Annotated in this window: 17 protein-coding genes; 6 read left to right on the forward strand and 11 right to left on the reverse strand. The window is 68.2% G+C overall.

Going from position 1 to position 13,556, the window contains the following annotated elements; all coding sequences use genetic code 11:
• Positions 1 to 20 precede the first annotated feature (20 nt).
• The gene (gene holA, locus ACV959_RS05265; protein ID WP_475738868.1) at positions 21 to 1,043 is read left to right on the forward strand and encodes a DNA polymerase III subunit delta; all 1,023 of its coding nucleotides are present in this window, start codon (positions 21 to 23) and stop codon (positions 1,041 to 1,043) included.
• Here the strand turns inward: holA and purQ are convergent, their stop codons facing one another.
• The 5 genes from purQ to purC all read right to left on the reverse strand — a co-directional run bounded on the left by purQ (position 1,044) and on the right by purC (position 4,511).
• Positions 1,044 to 1,733, reverse strand: a complete 690-nt coding sequence (purQ, locus tag ACV959_RS05270; protein ID WP_475738869.1) for a phosphoribosylformylglycinamidine synthase subunit PurQ — start codon at positions 1,731 to 1,733, stop codon at positions 1,044 to 1,046.
• 24 nt (positions 1,734 to 1,757) lie between these two features.
• Complete coding sequence (gene purS, locus ACV959_RS05275; RefSeq protein ID WP_475738870.1) at positions 1,758 to 1,994, reverse strand: phosphoribosylformylglycinamidine synthase subunit PurS; 237 nt, start codon at positions 1,992 to 1,994, stop codon at positions 1,758 to 1,760.
• A 134-nt stretch (positions 1,995 to 2,128) separates the two neighbouring features.
• Entirely contained in the window at positions 2,129 to 2,659 is a 531-nt protein-coding gene (locus ACV959_RS05280; protein ID WP_475738871.1) for a hypothetical protein, read from the reverse strand.
• 221 nt (positions 2,660 to 2,880) lie between these two features.
• A complete protein-coding gene (locus tag ACV959_RS05285; RefSeq protein WP_475738872.1) occupies positions 2,881 to 3,327 on the reverse strand; it encodes a DUF3429 domain-containing protein in 447 nt (148 codons plus the stop codon).
• A 389-nt stretch (positions 3,328 to 3,716) separates the two neighbouring features.
• On the reverse strand, positions 3,717 to 4,511 hold the full coding sequence (gene purC / locus ACV959_RS05290) for a phosphoribosylaminoimidazolesuccinocarboxamide synthase (RefSeq protein ID WP_475738873.1): 795 nt from the start codon (positions 4,509 to 4,511) through the stop codon (positions 3,717 to 3,719).
• Positions 4,512 to 4,871: 360 nt separating this feature from the next.
• Here purC and ACV959_RS05295 point away from each other — a divergent pair, with 360 nt between their 5' ends.
• Positions 4,872 to 5,195 carry a DUF1476 domain-containing protein gene (locus ACV959_RS05295; protein WP_475738874.1) on the forward strand — a complete coding sequence of 108 codons (324 nt, stop codon included), beginning with the start codon at positions 4,872 to 4,874 and terminating at the stop codon, positions 5,193 to 5,195.
• A 64-nt stretch (positions 5,196 to 5,259) separates the two neighbouring features.
• Positions 5,260 to 6,270 carry a tyrosine recombinase XerC gene (locus ACV959_RS05300; protein WP_475738875.1) on the forward strand — a complete coding sequence of 337 codons (1,011 nt, stop codon included), beginning with the start codon at positions 5,260 to 5,262 and terminating at the stop codon, positions 6,268 to 6,270.
• Between the two features lie 9 nt (positions 6,271 to 6,279).
• Here ACV959_RS05300 and ribB read toward each other — a convergent pair whose 3' ends face one another.
• Complete coding sequence (gene ribB / locus ACV959_RS05305) at positions 6,280 to 7,362, reverse strand: 3,4-dihydroxy-2-butanone-4-phosphate synthase (RefSeq protein ID WP_475738876.1); 1,083 nt, start codon at positions 7,360 to 7,362, stop codon at positions 6,280 to 6,282.
• A 75-nt stretch (positions 7,363 to 7,437) separates the two neighbouring features.
• Positions 7,438 to 7,836 (reverse strand): hypothetical protein, encoded by a 399-nt coding sequence (locus ACV959_RS05310; RefSeq protein ID WP_475738877.1) that lies wholly within the window; start codon positions 7,834 to 7,836, stop codon positions 7,438 to 7,440.
• A gap of 164 nt (positions 7,837 to 8,000) precedes the next feature.
• Between ACV959_RS05310 and ACV959_RS05315 the strand changes: the two genes are divergently transcribed.
• Positions 8,001 to 8,759 carry a phosphodiester glycosidase family protein gene (locus ACV959_RS05315; protein WP_475738878.1) on the forward strand — a complete coding sequence of 253 codons (759 nt, stop codon included), beginning with the start codon at positions 8,001 to 8,003 and terminating at the stop codon, positions 8,757 to 8,759.
• Here ACV959_RS05315 and ACV959_RS05320 read toward each other — a convergent pair.
• Positions 8,756 to 9,805, reverse strand: a complete 1,050-nt coding sequence (locus tag ACV959_RS05320; protein ID WP_475738879.1) for a histone deacetylase family protein — start codon at positions 9,803 to 9,805, stop codon at positions 8,756 to 8,758. The two genes, ACV959_RS05315 and ACV959_RS05320, sit on opposite strands and share 4 nt — an antisense overlap.
• A 101-nt stretch (positions 9,806 to 9,906) precedes the next feature.
• Between ACV959_RS05320 and ACV959_RS05325 the strand changes: the two genes are divergently transcribed.
• Positions 9,907 to 10,239 (forward strand): hypothetical protein, encoded by a 333-nt coding sequence (locus ACV959_RS05325; protein WP_475738880.1) that lies wholly within the window; start codon positions 9,907 to 9,909, stop codon positions 10,237 to 10,239.
• 9 nt (positions 10,240 to 10,248) lie between these two features.
• On the opposite strand, the gene aroC is transcribed toward ACV959_RS05325, so the two are convergent.
• Complete coding sequence (gene aroC / locus ACV959_RS05330) at positions 10,249 to 11,322, reverse strand: chorismate synthase (protein WP_475738881.1); 1,074 nt, start codon at positions 11,320 to 11,322, stop codon at positions 10,249 to 10,251.
• 129 nt (positions 11,323 to 11,451) lie between these two features.
• Here aroC and ACV959_RS05335 point away from each other — a divergent pair, with 129 nt between their 5' ends.
• On the forward strand, positions 11,452 to 11,700 hold the full coding sequence (locus ACV959_RS05335; RefSeq protein ID WP_475738882.1) for a hypothetical protein: 249 nt from the start codon (positions 11,452 to 11,454) through the stop codon (positions 11,698 to 11,700).
• 34 nt (positions 11,701 to 11,734) lie between these two features.
• Here the strand turns inward: ACV959_RS05335 and ACV959_RS05340 are convergent, their stop codons facing one another.
• Together ACV959_RS05340 and ACV959_RS05345 are read right to left on the reverse strand one after the other, a co-directional pair.
• Positions 11,735 to 12,901 carry a hypothetical protein gene (locus tag ACV959_RS05340; RefSeq protein WP_475738883.1) on the reverse strand — a complete coding sequence of 389 codons (1,167 nt, stop codon included), beginning with the start codon at positions 12,899 to 12,901 and terminating at the stop codon, positions 11,735 to 11,737.
• 22 nt (positions 12,902 to 12,923) lie between these two features.
• On the reverse strand, positions 12,924 to 13,460 hold the full coding sequence (locus ACV959_RS05345) for a SixA phosphatase family protein (RefSeq protein WP_475738884.1): 537 nt from the start codon (positions 13,458 to 13,460) through the stop codon (positions 12,924 to 12,926).
• Positions 13,461 to 13,556: the final 96 nt, after the last annotated feature.

Genomic DNA, 13,556 nt, shown 5'->3' on the forward strand with positions numbered 1-13,556 from the left:
GGGGACAGGGAGAGGCTTGAATGGTCGCTGTCCCGCACAAGGACGCTGAACGCTTCGTCGCTTCGCCGCCCGAGGGCGTCTTTCTCTTCCTCGTCCATGGCCCGGACGCGGGCATGGTCCGAGAGCGGGCGCTGACGGTTGTCGCGAGGCGCATTGACGACCGCCGTGATCCCTTCCAGTTCGTCGAACTCTCCGGCGACGCGGTCGCCGCCGATCCGCTGACGCTGCTGGACGAGGCCAACACCACGCCGCTTTTTGGCGGGCGGCGCGCCATTCTCGTCGAGACGGGCGCGAAATCGGTCGTCCCGGCCGTGACCTCGCTCATTTCCGCGCCGCCCGCCGCCTGCACGGTCGTGCTCACCGCCGGCGCGCTGAAGAAGGACGCGCCGCTGCGCAAGCTGGTCGAGGGCGCGAAACAGGGCGCCGGGATCGAATGTCCGCCCGACACGGAGCAGGACATCCACGCCCTCGTCGACCGGACGCTGCGCGAAGCGGGGCTCGTGGCGAGCCCCGAGGCCCGCGCGCTGCTCCTCTCCGCGCTCGGCGAGGACCGGCTCATGAGCCGCGCCGAACTCGCCAAGCTCGTTCTCTTCATGCACGGGCGCGAACATGTGGAGGCCGCCGACGTCGAGGCGATCGTCGCCCATGCGTCGAACGTCGCCTCGGACCGGGTGGTCGCGGCGGCGTTTGCGGGCGGCGCGGGCGAAACTCTAGATGCTTATTTCGCGCAAGGTGGCGATCCCGGCGCGCTGCTCTTCGCCGCGTTGCGTTACGCGGTGGCACTGCATCGCGCCCGCCTCGCGATGGAGCGCGAGGGCGGGCGCCCGGACGCTGGCGTCAATGCGCTCTTTCGCGCCGGCTTCGGCTTCATGCATCGGGGTTTGATGGAGGCGCAGCTCAAGACCTGGACCTCGGCGCGCCTCGGCGCGCTGATCGAGCCCTTGCGCGAGGCCCAGACGCGCGCCCGCGCCAGCGCCGCGAGCGCGCGAATGGAGGCCGAGCGGGCCTTGTGGCGGGTGGCGAAGGCGGCGGAGAGGAGGTGATCACGCCGCGCTGGCGAGACTCTCGAACAGCGCCCGGCCGTCTATCCCGCCGACCAGCGGGTCGATGAGATTTTCCGGGTGCGGCATCAGGCCCAGCACATTGCGCTTGCCGGAATAAATCCCCGCGATGTCGTTGCGCGAGCCGTTGGGGTTCGCCGCGCCCCCCACGACGCCCGCCGCGTCGCAATAGCGGAAGGCGACCAGCCCCTCGCCCTCGATTCGCTCGATCGTCGCGTCGTCGGCTTCGTAATTGCCTTCGCCATGGGCGATGCAAACCTCGATGACCTCACCTTTCGCATATTGCCGCGTGAACGCCGTGTCGTTCCGCTCCACGCGCAGATGCTGCATCTTGCAGACGAAGCGCAGGTTGGCGTTGCGCATCAGAACGCCCGGCAGCAGGCCGCTCTCGCAGAGGATCTGGAATCCGTTGCAGACGCCCAGCACGAGGCCGCCTCGGGCGGCGTGGGCGCGCACCGCATCCATGATGGCGGCGCGGCCGGCGATGGCGCCGCAGCGCAAATAATCGCCGTATGAGAACCCGCCCGGAAGCACGACGAGATCCGTGCCCGTCGGCAAATCATGGTCGGCGTGCCAGAGCATGTCGGGCTTTTTGCCCGTCGCCTGCTCGAGCGCGCGCGCCATGTCGCCTTCGCGATTGGAGCCGGGGAAGACGATGACGGCGGCTTTCATCTGCGTAACCCTCGGGCGTGTTCTTTAGAGGTCGATCTGGTAGTTCTCGATGACGGTGTTCGCCAGCAGCTTCTCGCAGGCGGCGGTAAGCTGCGCCTTGGCGGCGGCCGGGTCGGCGCCCGCCATCTCCACGTCGAACACCTTGCCCTGGCGCACGCTCGCGACGCCTTCGACGCCGAGCGACTTGAGCGCGCCCTCGATCGCCTTGCCTTGCGGATCGAGAACGCCGTTTTTCAGGGTGACGACGACACGTGCTTTCATGGGCTTGGAATCCAGTTGGCTCGCCCCACGGTTAGCGAGGCGAGCCGGAAAGCGCAAGACGCCGGGGCGTCCTTATGCGGCGGATCGCGAGGGGCTGCCGCCCGCGGCGCGCAAGGCCTCTCGCGCTGCGCGCCTCATTGCGAGCCGCCGGGCAGCTTGGCGATGGCGGCCGCGGGCTTCTGGGCCGGGGCCGCGAAGCTCGTCACCGGAGACGTCGGCGGGCTGCACTGAAGGTTTGTCGACGTCGTGCGGAGAACCTGAACGGTGAAGTCGGCGTTCACCGCGGCGCCGTTATAGTGGGACAGGCGGAGAATATGCCAGCCGCGCGTCACCGTGATCGCCTTTACCAGCGGGCGAAGCGAGCCGTTGCCGTCATCGTCGCGCCAAGTGCGGCCGTCCGGCGAAACCAGAGTCGCCTCAAGATCCGTCCCCTGAGAGGTTACGGCGATCCTGAGGCATTCGTTGCCAGCTGAGAACAACTGGACCACGAAGGGGTCGACATTGTTGTTGGCCGTCGTTTCGGTCGTCCCGTTGAAAGTCATCACGCTCCCGAAAAAGGGCACGAGTTTCGAGCCTGCTGAGGCCGGGCCCGTCATGGCGATCGCGGCGCCGAGGACGAGGCTGGCGGCGAACGCGTGGCGCGACAGATTGGATCGAGTCGTCATAAGTCCCTCCAGTAAAAAATGGTGTATTATCTTCGTTCGGACGCATTGAAGCATCCGTCATTGTAGAAGACGGGTCACAAGATCGCTTTTAGATAAAAATATTCGAGTTGCGATACAGCTGAATTAGGCGATAAATTTCCAAGATCGCCAATCAGCTGTATGTCTCCTGTCCCGCAACGCTATAAATATAGATGCAATAAGCGGCAGACTTCATCATCCAATCAGACGAAGCCTTGAAAAAAAGCGCCGGCGAGCAGCGAAAGGACCACAATCGCTGTGAGCGGCCGGCGCAGCAGCGGATACCATTGTGGAACCCGCCCGGCCTGCGTTTCCCATTCGTCGTAGAAAAGCAATCCGCCGAAACCGGCTGCGAGAAGGATCAGGCCCGCCCGGCCGCCGGCGAGCGGGGCGGGCAGGGCGATCAACGCAGGGACGACGCTGCGGCCGAGCGTCCCGGCGTCATTGTCGTTGCGGAGCAGGGCCGCGCCCCAGTGCACGCCGCCCATGAATGATAGGATGATCGCCCCGTAATCGAGAAGCAGCGCCATTCCCAAGGGGCGTAGCGGCGCGGCGGCCGGCAGGCAGGCAAGCGCGCCGGCGACGAAGGGAATTGCGCCGGCATAGCCGAGCCATTTTGCCGCCGGGGGAACGGAAAGTTCTGTCGTCATGAAGACGTCTCCTTCTACCGTCTAGGTGCGGCGAGGGAGGCGTCCAGCCAAGGGCCGCCATTGGCCAAAGGCCAGACGGGTTTCGCCAGATCATCGCAGGCCGGCGTCGCGATAGACGTTGCGCAGGGTAAGGGTCCGCCGACGTCCGCAGCGGCAAGCCCATGTTCCGCCGCTAGACGCCTCCGCGCGGTCCAGAAGGACGATGAGATGGCGCACGATGCGCCTGGCGCAAGAAACCGGTGGATGAGATCGGGACGGGGCCCCGTCGGTCAGCTCCCAGTTTTCTTCGCCCGAGCCCGTGGCGGCGAAGGCGAAGAAGTCCTCCGCGTTCATCGGCCGGGGCTACTAGAAAACGGACGCCCATGCGCGGGCGCCGGTTCCCGTCCTTTTTACTGCACCAGTTTCGGCGCGCCGACTCGGACCGTTTCGCCTTCCTGCATTATCCCGAGGCGGCGGGCGACTTCCGTATAGGCTTCCACGAGGCCGCCCATGTCGCGGCGGAACCGGTCCTTGTCGAGCTTGTCGTTCGACTTGATGTCCCACAGCCGGCAACTGTCGGGCGAAATCTCGTCGGCGACGACGATGCGCATCATGTCGCCCTCCCACAGGCGGCCGCACTCCATCTTGAAGTCGACGAGGCGGATGCCGACGCCCAGGAACAGGCCTGAGAGGAAGTCGTTGACGCGGATGGCGAGCGCCATGATGTCGTCGATCTCCTGCGGCGTGGCCCAGCCGAAGGCGGTGATGTGCTCCTCAGAGACCATCGGATCGTCGAGCGCGTCGTTCTTGTAGTAGAACTCGATGATCGAGCGCGGCAGCTGCGTGCCTTCCTCGAGCCCGAGGCGCTTGGCGAGCGAGCCGGCGGCGACGTTGCGCACCACGACTTCCAGCGGAATGATCTCCACCTCGCGGATGAGCTGCTCGCGCATGTTCAGCCGGCGGATGAAATGCGTCGGCACCCCGATGTTATTGAGATGCTGGAAGATATATTCCGAGATGCGGTTGTTGAGGACGCCCTTGCCATCGATCACTTCGTGCTTTTTGGCGTTGAAGGCGGTGGCGTCGTCCTTGAAGTGCTGAATCAACGTGCCAGGCTCCGGGCCCTCATAAAGGACCTTGGCCTTGCCTTCGTAGATGCGGCGACGGCGGTTCATAGGGATCAACCGGGGCTTGAGAAAATCCATGGGGTCGGCCGCGGCTCCTCCGTTTGGCTCCCGCGCCGGGCGTTCGACCAGGGAGCGGGCTTCAGGATGGCCGACCGCAACGAGCGCGGTCGTAGCGTCTTTGGGGGCCAGTGACAAGCCAGAGGTCGTCTCACGACGACGATAGGCTAGTCTATCCGAAACCGGCAGCCGGCACAACGCGCTCTTTTTGGCGGCGTTTCAGCCTTTTTCGGCGCCCGTGTGCGAATGTCGCATTGGCGGCGCCTGGCATTGGCGCCGCGGGTTGTTTTCGCCTATATGCGTGCGGCGCGACCGAAATGCGGCGCGCGGCGGTTTCCCCGCAGAATTTCCTGTCAGAGACAAACCCGACCGAGGATGGACATGAGCACTTTCGACCAGCGCGAGGAATCGTTCGAGAAACGCTTCGTCCATGACGAGGAGCTGCGGTTCCGCGCCGAGGCGCGCCGCAACAAGCTCGTCGGTCTCTGGGCGGCGGAAAAGCTCGGCAAAACCGGCGCCGACGCCCAGGCCTATGCGGACGCTCTCGTCGCGGCGGAAGTCTCCGCCGACGCGGACGAGCGCGTGGTTGCGACGGTGAAGAAGGATTTCGAGGCGGCTGGCGTGGACCAGTCCGAGCATCAGATTCGCCGCACGATGGACGAGATGCTCGCCAAGGCCAAGGCGGAGATCCAGGCCGGCGCGTGACGTCCCGGCCGCGGGCTCGCGGAAAGCGGTTCTTGTTTTAAGCTTTTTGCGGCACGCTCGGCCCATGTCCGATTCTTTTCTGAATAGCCCGCGCGGCGCTTCGCGGCGCGCGCGGGCGGCGAAACCGCCGCCAGGCGCGGCGGCTTTTCGCGCGTCGCCGGAGATCGCTGGCGAGGCGGCGGCATGGATCGTGGCGCTCGCCGGCGAGCGGCGCGCCTCCCGCCATACGATCGACGGCTACGCCCGCGACGTCGGCGGCTTCCTGACTTTCCTGACCGAACACCTCGGCGCGCGGCCGGACGCGGCGGCTTTGCGGGCGCTCCAGCCCGCGGATTTGCGCGCCTATCTCGCGCGGCGGCGCAACGACGGGCTCGAGAGCCGGTCACTGCTGCGGGCGCTCGCCGCGATCCGAAACTTCCTGAGATTTCTGGAGAAGAAGGGTCTCGCCACGACTGACGCCTTCGGCGCCGTCCGCGCGCCGAAGAAGCCGCACAGCCTGCCCAAGGCCCTCACGGTCGCCGACGCGCGCGATCTGATCGACCCCGAACAGCGGGCGGGCGAGGCGCGCGAGCCCTGGGTGCTGGCGCGCGACGCCGCCGTTCTAGCGCTGCTCTATGGCGCGGGGCTGCGCATCTCCGAGGCGCTCTCCATCGCGCGGGCGGATGCGCCCGTCGGCCGGGTCGACCGCGTCGCCATTATCGGCAAGGGCGGCAAGACGCGCACGCTGCCCGTGATCGAGCCGGTGCGGCGGGCGATCGAGGCCTATCTCGCCATCTGTCCCTATGATCTTTCCGGCGGGCCGCTGTTTGTCGGCGCGCGGGGCGGGCCGCTCTCGCCGCGGATCGTTCAACTCGCGGTGCAGCGCCTGCGCGGGGCGCTGGGCCTGCCCGACAGCGCCACCCCCCACGCGCTGCGCCACTCCTTCGCGACGCATCTTCTGGGGCGCGGCGGCGATCTGCGCACGATCCAGGAATTGCTCGGCCACGCCTCGCTCTCTACCACGCAGGTCTATACGGCCGTGGACAAGAAGCGGTTGCTTGACGCCTACAGGTCGGCGCATCCGCGGGCGGAGTGAGCCGGGGCGCTACTCCACCGGCTCCACGCCCGTAATCTCGATCCCGAACCCCGACAGCCCCACGAAGGCGCGCGGCTTGGCGGAGGAGGAGCGCAGGCGGATCGACGACACGCCGAGATCCTTCAGAATCTGCGCGCCGAGCCCGACGTCGAGCCATTGCCGCTTGCGGGTTTCCTCGGCGTTTTCCGGCGCGCGGCCGACGACGTTCGCCGGCACGCCGGCGGCGCCGTCGCGCAGATAGACGAGCACGCCGCGGCCTTCCCGCGCGAAGCGCGCGAGCGTCTTCTTGATGGTCGGCGCGCCGCCCATCACGTCGGACAGAATGTCCGCGCGATGCAGCCGCGTCGGCACGTCGCGGCCGTCCCCGATGGCGCCGAGCACGAACGCGAAATGCTGCACGCTGTCAAAAGGCGTGACATAGGCGTGTCCGGCGAAGTCGCCGAACTCCGTCTTCACGGGGAAGGTCGCGACGCGCTCCACGAGCTTCTCGCGCGCCTGCCGGTAGGCGATAAGATCCGCGACCGAGACGAGCTTGAGGCCGTGCCGCGCGGCGAAATCGACGATCTGCGGTCCAGTCATCACCGTGCCGTCGTCATTGGCGAGTTCGCAGATCACGCCCACCGGCGGCAATCCCGCGAGCCGGCACAGGTCGACGGCCGCTTCCGTGTGGCCGGAGCGCATCAGCACGCCGCCATCCCTGGCGATGAGCGGGAAGACATGGCCGGGCCGCACGAAATCCGCCGCCCCCATATTGCCATTGGCGAGCGCGCGCACCGTATTGCAGCGCTGCTCGGCGGAAATGCCGGTGGTCAGTCCGTGCCGCACGTCGACCGAGACGGTGAAGGCGGTGCCGAGCGGCGCGTCGTTCTCCGCGACCATCGGCGCGAGGTGAAGGCGCCGCGCCTCCTCCAGCGTGATCGGCGCGCAGACGATGCCGCAGCAATGGCGGATGATGAAGGCCATTTTCTCGGGCGTGCAGAGCGCCGCGGCGATGACGAGATCCCCCTCGTTCTCGCGGTCGTCGTCGTCCGTGACGACCACGATCTCGCCGCGCGCGATGGCCTCGATGGCCTCTGTAATGGAATGGGACAAGCCGGTCTCCGGAACGCGCCGCCGGGCGCTGGTTCCGCCTATCTAGCGGCGCCGGCGCGCCGTTTCAAATCGGCGTCATTCCGCCAGCGGGGCGGCGCTGTGCAGGCGCGGCGCGCCACAGGCCGGGCAGGTTCCGAAGCGAAGGCCCGAAACGCCGTCGATGACGCCCTTCGTCGGTTCGCGGCGGATCGGCGCGTCGGCCGCGCTGGCCGAGACGATCCGGATCCGGATGTCGTCGTCCATCCGCAACGCCGTGTCCTCGACCCATTCCACGCTCATTTCACCCGCCGGATCCGAGGCGTCGAGGCCGCCGACGCGCAGGTCAAGCCCCTCGATCTCGCCGCTCAAAGTGACCTGCGATGACGCCCCGGCCCCCTTGCCGACCCAGGTGAGCATGAACGACATCGCTCCGGCGCCGGCGAGCCCCGTCGTCGCGATCTTCCGGCCGTTCTTCCAGATTTCGAACCCCAGCACCTTGGACCCCCTCCTGCGGCGACGCGACGCTCCGCGCCTTTGTCGAGACCGTAACCGCGCATTTGTTGCTAATTCCGTCCGGCATTTGCTTTCAATTCTAATCGTCGCCGATAGACTGCCGCGGCTGCTTTCCGCTTCGCGTCACGATCCTGGAGCGTTTCGAGATGACCGTCGCCACGAGATGGCTGACGTTGGCCTTCGCCGCCGCCGCGGCCTTTGCCCCCGGCGCCGCGCGGGCGGGCCCCTGCGCAGAGATCGAGGAGGCCGGCGCTTCCTACGCCGTCTGCGAATTCGACGCGCGCAAGGCGTCGATCCGGCTCTTCCTGCGCGACCGCGCCGGCGCGCTCTACGGCGATTTCTCGCGCCTCTCGTCGGATGCGGCCGCGCGGGGCGAGACCCTCGTCTTCGCCATGAACGCCGGCATGTACGCCGGGGATTTTTCTCCCGTCGGCCTGTTCGTGGAAGGCGGCGAGACGCTTCACGCCGCCAATACCGCGTCCGGCCCCGGCAATTTCCACATGAAGCCCAATGGCGTCTTCTGGATCGACGGCGCGCGGGCGGGCGTCAGCGAGACCGGTCGCTTCCTGAAATCGCGAGCTCGCCCCGCCTATGCGACCCAGTCGGGACCGATGCTGCTCGTCGGCGGGCGGATCAATCCGCGCATTCACGAAAGCGGCGTGTCGGAGAAATACCGCAATGGCGTCGGAGTCGCGGACGGGCATGTCGTGCGTTTCGCGATCTCCAATCAGCCGGTGACCTTTCACGCTTTCGCGAAGCTTTTTCGCGACCGTCTGAAATGCCCCGACGCGCTCTTTCTCGACGGCGGATCGGCCTCGGCGCTCTATGCCCCGTCGATCTCGCGGCATGACCGCTTTCACCCGATGGGGCCGATGGTGGGCGTGGTCGAGAAGAGCCGCCGCTAGATTTCGGCGAGCGCGCCGACATGCGCGGCCACACAGGCCGCGAGGTTTTCGGGCCGGTAGCCGCCTTCGAGCAGCGACACGATGCGCCCCTCGCAACGGCGCGCGGCGACCTCCATCACGCGCAGAGTCGCGTCGCGGAAATCTTCCTCGACGAAACGCAGGCCGCCCAGCGGATCATGCAAATGCGCGTCGAAGCCCGCGCAAAGTACGACGAGGTCGGGCGCGAAGGCGTCAAGCCGAGGCAGGATGCGCGCGGTCAGCGCCGCGCGAAAGGCGTCGCCGCCGTCGCCCTTGCGCAGCGGCGCGTTGACGATGTTGTCATGCGCGCCCGCCTCGTTCACGGCGCCTGTGCCGGGATAGTGCGGCATTTGATGCGTCGAGCAGTAGAGAATCTTCTTCTCGTCCCAGAAAATCTCCTGCACGCCATTGCCGTGATGCACGTCGAAATCGACGATGGCGACGCGCTCGGCGCCCTGCGCGGCGATCGCGTGACGCGCGGCGACGGCCGCGTTGTTGAAGAAGCAGAAGCCCATCGGCGCCTCCGCGCGCGCATGGTGGCCCGGCGGACGCGTGGCGACGAAGGCGTTGCGGACGTCCTTGCGCATGACCGCGTCGACAGCCGCAACGGCGCCGCCGGCCGCGCGCGACGCCGCCTCCAGCGTGCCGGCGTTCATGACGACGTCCGCTTCGAGCCGGGCGCGGCCGTCCCTCGGCGCCGCCTGTTCGAGACGCGCAAGATGCGCGGGCGCATGGACGCGCAGCAGCGTCTCGCGCGGGGCGGCCGGCGCCTCGGCCCGCGCGAGCCCGGAGAAGCTCGGCGCGGCCAGGGCGGCCATGAGCGCATGAAGCCGCTCAGGGCTATCCGGCCAGCCCGGGCCGGGATCGTGCGCGAGGGCCGACGGGTGGGAAAGGAAGAGCGTTGTCGGCCGCTCCTCCGCGCGAGCGCCCGCTGCGAGGAGGCATGCCGCGCCGGCGAGCGCCGCGCGCCGCGTGAGGTCCGCGGAAGCCGCCGGGCTCGTGCGACTCTTTTTTTGTCGTTCCGTCATCGCCGCTCTTTTCCGCCGTCGGGGATTTGCGCATTGTGCGCGCCGCCGCGGCCGCAGGGAAGGGGGCGCGGCCTCATGAGACGCGGAAAGGGCGATCCGGCATGTTCCGAACATTTTTTCTCGCGATGTCGGCCGTTCTGGCGATCTCCGCCGCCGCGAGCGCGAAAGACGCGGCGCCGAAGACGTTGACCGGCGCCATCAGGAAATTCGAATGCGGCGACAACTGCTATCTGACGATCGAGACCGCCGAGGGCGAAAAGACCGGCCTGTGCGAAGCCAGGCCCTGCGTCCCCTGGTTCGAAAACCAGACCATGCCGAAGAAATTCATCGGCAGGAAGGTCAGGGTCACGACCGGGATCGGCAAGCAGTTCGACGGCAATTACGACGTCGTCGGACGCACGCTGTCGTTCAGGAAGATGGAGTTCGTGAAGTAGGGGCCGGGATCACCCGCACTGCCCTCTGTGCCGCAGGAAGTGGTCCGCCAGAACGCAGGCCATCATCGCCTCGCCCACGGGGACCGCGCGGATGCCCACGCAGGGGTCGTGGCGGCCCTTGGTGACGATCTCCGTTTCGTTGCCGTCGCGGTCGATCGTGCGGCGAGGCGTCAATATCGAGGAGGTGGGCTTCACGGCGAAGCGCACGACGATGGGCTGCCCCGTCGAGAGGCCGCCGAGCACGCCGCCCGCGTGATTCGACAGGAACCTTGGGCCCGCGCGCATCTCGTCGGCGTTCTCCTCGCCGGAAAGCTCCGCCGCCGCGAAGCCGTCGCCGATCTCGACGCCTTTCACGGCGTTGATCGACATCATCGCCGATGCGAGATCGGCGTCGAGCTTGCCATAGAGCGGCGCGCCCCAGCCGGCCGGCGCGCCTTCCGCGACGACCTCCACGACCGCGCCGACGGAGGAGCCCGCCTTGCGCACGCCGTCGAGATAATCCGCCCACGTCCCGGCCATGACGGCGTCCGGGCAGAAGAGGGGGTTTTTTTCCACTTCCGTCCACTCGAAGCGGGCGCGGTCGATCCTGTGGGGGCCGATCTGCACCAGCGCGCCGCGGATCGTCACGCCGGGGATCACCTTGCGCGCCACGGCTCCCGCCGCGACGCGCGCGGCGGTCTCGCGCGCGGAGGAGCGCCCGCCGCCGCGATAGTCGCGAACGCCGTATTTGGCGTCGTAGACGTAATCGGCGTGGCCGGGCCGGTATTTGTCGGCGATTTCGCCGTAATCCTTGGAACGCTGGTCGGTGTTTTCGATCACGAGCGCGATGGGGGTTCCGGTCGTGACCTGAACGCCGTCGGCGCGCGCGAAGACGCCGGAGAGGATTTTCACTTCATCCGCCTCGCGCCGCTGCGTCGTGAAACGCGACTGACCCGGCTTGCGCTTGTCGAGGAAGCCCTGGATGTCCGCCTCGGTCAGCGCGATTCCGGGCGGGCACCCGTCGACGACTGCGCCGAGCGCGATCCCGTGGCTTTCGCCGAATGTCGTGACGCGGAAGAGGTGGCCGAAGCTGTTGTGGGACATGGGCGCCTTCTAGGCCGGGCGGGCGGGCCGGTCAAACTGGGAGGCGTCCGCGGCGGCCGGCGAGAGGCTTTTGCTGCGGGCGAAAGAGGCGTAACAGGGAGGCCGAAAGACGTAAGCAGGGGTCCCTCTATGCTGAAATGGCTCGCGCCGGGCGCGTTTTCCCTACTCCTGATCGCCGCGCCGGCCGCCGCCCGCGACGGGTACGGCGTGGATTACGGACGTGACGACAATAGGCATTCCCGCCAGCATCACAGGCGCGGCGGCGCATGGATCGGCCCCCGTCACGGCCATGGCGGCCCGCATCATGGCGGGCATTTCGGCGCGGGCCACGACCACTTCAGCCCGCGCGGCCAGGGCGGCCATCACTGGGGCTGGTGACGCCGCCCAACGCCGCCAGCCGCGCGGGTTCATCTCACGGGGCGGGCGGCCCGGGAACGGCGGCGGCTGCGGCCGGATCCTCGAGCAGTCGCCGCAACTGTGCGACCGCCGCCGTCACGAGACCGGGGCGCGGGCGCGACGGGCCGATCTCGACGGCGGCCATATTGGCGAGCGCCCTGGCGAGATTGCCGGTTGGCCGGCCGGCGTCGTCGAAGAGCTGCAGATCATCGTTGGGGCTCGCCGCAATGCCCTCCGCCACATGCGCCGCGTAATTGGCGATGCGCAGGAGTTCGCCGGAGCAGTCGACGGCGCCTGCGAAGGGCGGCGGCGGCGGCGCGATCGGCGCAGGGAGGTCGGCGAGCGCAGAGGCCGCGTCGATCGCCGAACCGGCGTCCGGCGCGGGTTTCGCCGCCAGCGAGCGTTCGTGATGCGCGCGCGTCTCGGCTACTCCCGCCATGATGGAGGGGGCGGGCATCAAGCGCAGCGGGTGCGGCGGCGTGCGGTGGACGCGGCGGAAGGCCGCGAGACGATAGGCCTCTGCGCGCTGGCGCAGCTCCAATATTTTCTCGGCGCGTTCCGCGCGCGCGGCGGCCGGCGCCGGGGCCGACCACGCCACGCCGCCGCGGCCGTGCGCCGCGAGCCAGCGGGCGCGCAGCGTGTTCTGGATGCCGCGCGGCGCGAGGCCCATCGGCACGACGCGCTGCGGCAACATGCGCGCCATTCCCTCGCGCGAGGCCGGAACGCCCGGCGTGGCGCGCGGCATCATCGGGGAACATTGCGCCGGCGCCCAGCGCTCGACGATGGCGCGGGCGGATTTTCGCTTGTAGTCGACATAGTAGCGGCGCAGCAGCAGGGCGGCGACCGCCGCCCCTTCCTCCGCCGAGGCGAAGGCCACGTGGCCGTCGGCGTCTGCGGCGATCTCGCCGTTCCAGCCGGCGCGCTTCACGCACCAATAGTTGTTGAGCTTGACGCAGCGGGCCGGATCGCCGTCTTCTGCGCCGAGCGCGCGTTTGGCCGCCGCGAGCGGGCTCATCTCGAGCCACAGCGCGCTTTCCGCGCGCCAGTTGTCGACCGCGCGCTGACCGGGGTCGTAGGCAGGCGCCGGCGTGCGCCAGAAGATCGACGCGGGCGCGACGACAACCGGCGGCGGCTTAGCGGGCGCCGCGGCGGAAATAAGAACAGCGAGCGTTTCGATCAGCATGCGGGCTCCGCGCCCTTGGGCCTCAGTCCGGGTCGTCTTCCTCGTCGCCGCGCAGCGTCGCGGGCGTCACGAATCGGTTGAGCCGCGCGGCGCCTCTGCGCACTTCCGCCCAATGGTCGGAGTCGAAATCGAGAATCGCAAGCGCGGCCGTAGGGTAACTGGACCGCATCCGGTCGATTTCAGCCGCGTCGCCGCCGCCGGCGAGCCAGTAGGCGAGCTCCGCGAAGCCCGGATTATGACCCACGGCGAGCAGCGTCCCCACCTTGTCCGGCGTCTGGCGCAGCACATCGACAAGGTGATCGACGGTTGCGAGATAGATCGTATTTTCGATGAGATGCGTGACATGGCCGGGGAAGGCTTCCAGCGTCCGTTCGAGCGTCTGCTTGGCGCGCCGCGCGTTGGAGGCGACGGCGAGATCCGGCGTCATGCCTTCGTCGCGCAGGAACTGTCCCATCCGGCGGGCGTCCTCCTCCCCGCGCCGCGTGAGCGGCCGTTCGCGGTCCCCGCCGGCGGAGTGTCGGTCGGCCTTGCCGTGGCGCATCAAAAGAAGTCGTCGCATGGGCGCCTCTGTAACATGCAAATCGGTGAAGTCGCCATCTGGCGGCTTGCGGCGGAACCAGCCTGCGACGAAACAACACGGGTCTTTACCCGAGCC

It is taken from the genome of Methylocystis sp. Se48, from assembly GCF_056269425.1.

Coding starts and splice junctions, on each gene's coding strand:
- purS (WP_475738870.1), bottom strand. CDS start 1,994: ATGAAAGCACGTGTCGTCGTCACCCTGAAAAACGGCGTTCTCGATCCG.
- ACV959_RS05295 (WP_475738874.1), top strand. CDS start 4,872: ATGAGCACTTTCGACCAGCGCGAGGAATCGTTCGAGAAACGCTTCGTC.
- holA (WP_475738868.1), top strand. CDS start 21: ATGGTCGCTGTCCCGCACAAGGACGCTGAACGCTTCGTCGCTTCGCCG.
- purC (WP_475738873.1), bottom strand. CDS start 4,511: ATGGATTTTCTCAAGCCCCGGTTGATCCCTATGAACCGCCGTCGCCGC.
- ACV959_RS05285 (WP_475738872.1), bottom strand. CDS start 3,327: ATGACGACAGAACTTTCCGTTCCCCCGGCGGCAAAATGGCTCGGCTAT.
- ACV959_RS05340 (WP_475738883.1), bottom strand. CDS start 12,901: ATGCTGATCGAAACGCTCGCTGTTCTTATTTCCGCCGCGGCGCCCGCT.
- ACV959_RS05280 (WP_475738871.1), bottom strand. CDS start 2,659: ATGACGACTCGATCCAATCTGTCGCGCCACGCGTTCGCCGCCAGCCTC.
- ACV959_RS05300 (WP_475738875.1), top strand. CDS start 5,260: ATGTCCGATTCTTTTCTGAATAGCCCGCGCGGCGCTTCGCGGCGCGCG.
- ACV959_RS05315 (WP_475738878.1), top strand. CDS start 8,001: ATGACCGTCGCCACGAGATGGCTGACGTTGGCCTTCGCCGCCGCCGCG.
- ACV959_RS05335 (WP_475738882.1), top strand. CDS start 11,452: ATGCTGAAATGGCTCGCGCCGGGCGCGTTTTCCCTACTCCTGATCGCC.
- purQ (WP_475738869.1), bottom strand. CDS start 1,733: ATGAAAGCCGCCGTCATCGTCTTCCCCGGCTCCAATCGCGAAGGCGAC.
- ACV959_RS05325 (WP_475738880.1), top strand. CDS start 9,907: ATGTTCCGAACATTTTTTCTCGCGATGTCGGCCGTTCTGGCGATCTCC.
- ACV959_RS05320 (WP_475738879.1), bottom strand. CDS start 9,805: ATGACGGAACGACAAAAAAAGAGTCGCACGAGCCCGGCGGCTTCCGCG.
- ACV959_RS05345 (WP_475738884.1), bottom strand. CDS start 13,460: ATGCGACGACTTCTTTTGATGCGCCACGGCAAGGCCGACCGACACTCC.
- aroC (WP_475738881.1), bottom strand. CDS start 11,322: ATGTCCCACAACAGCTTCGGCCACCTCTTCCGCGTCACGACATTCGGC.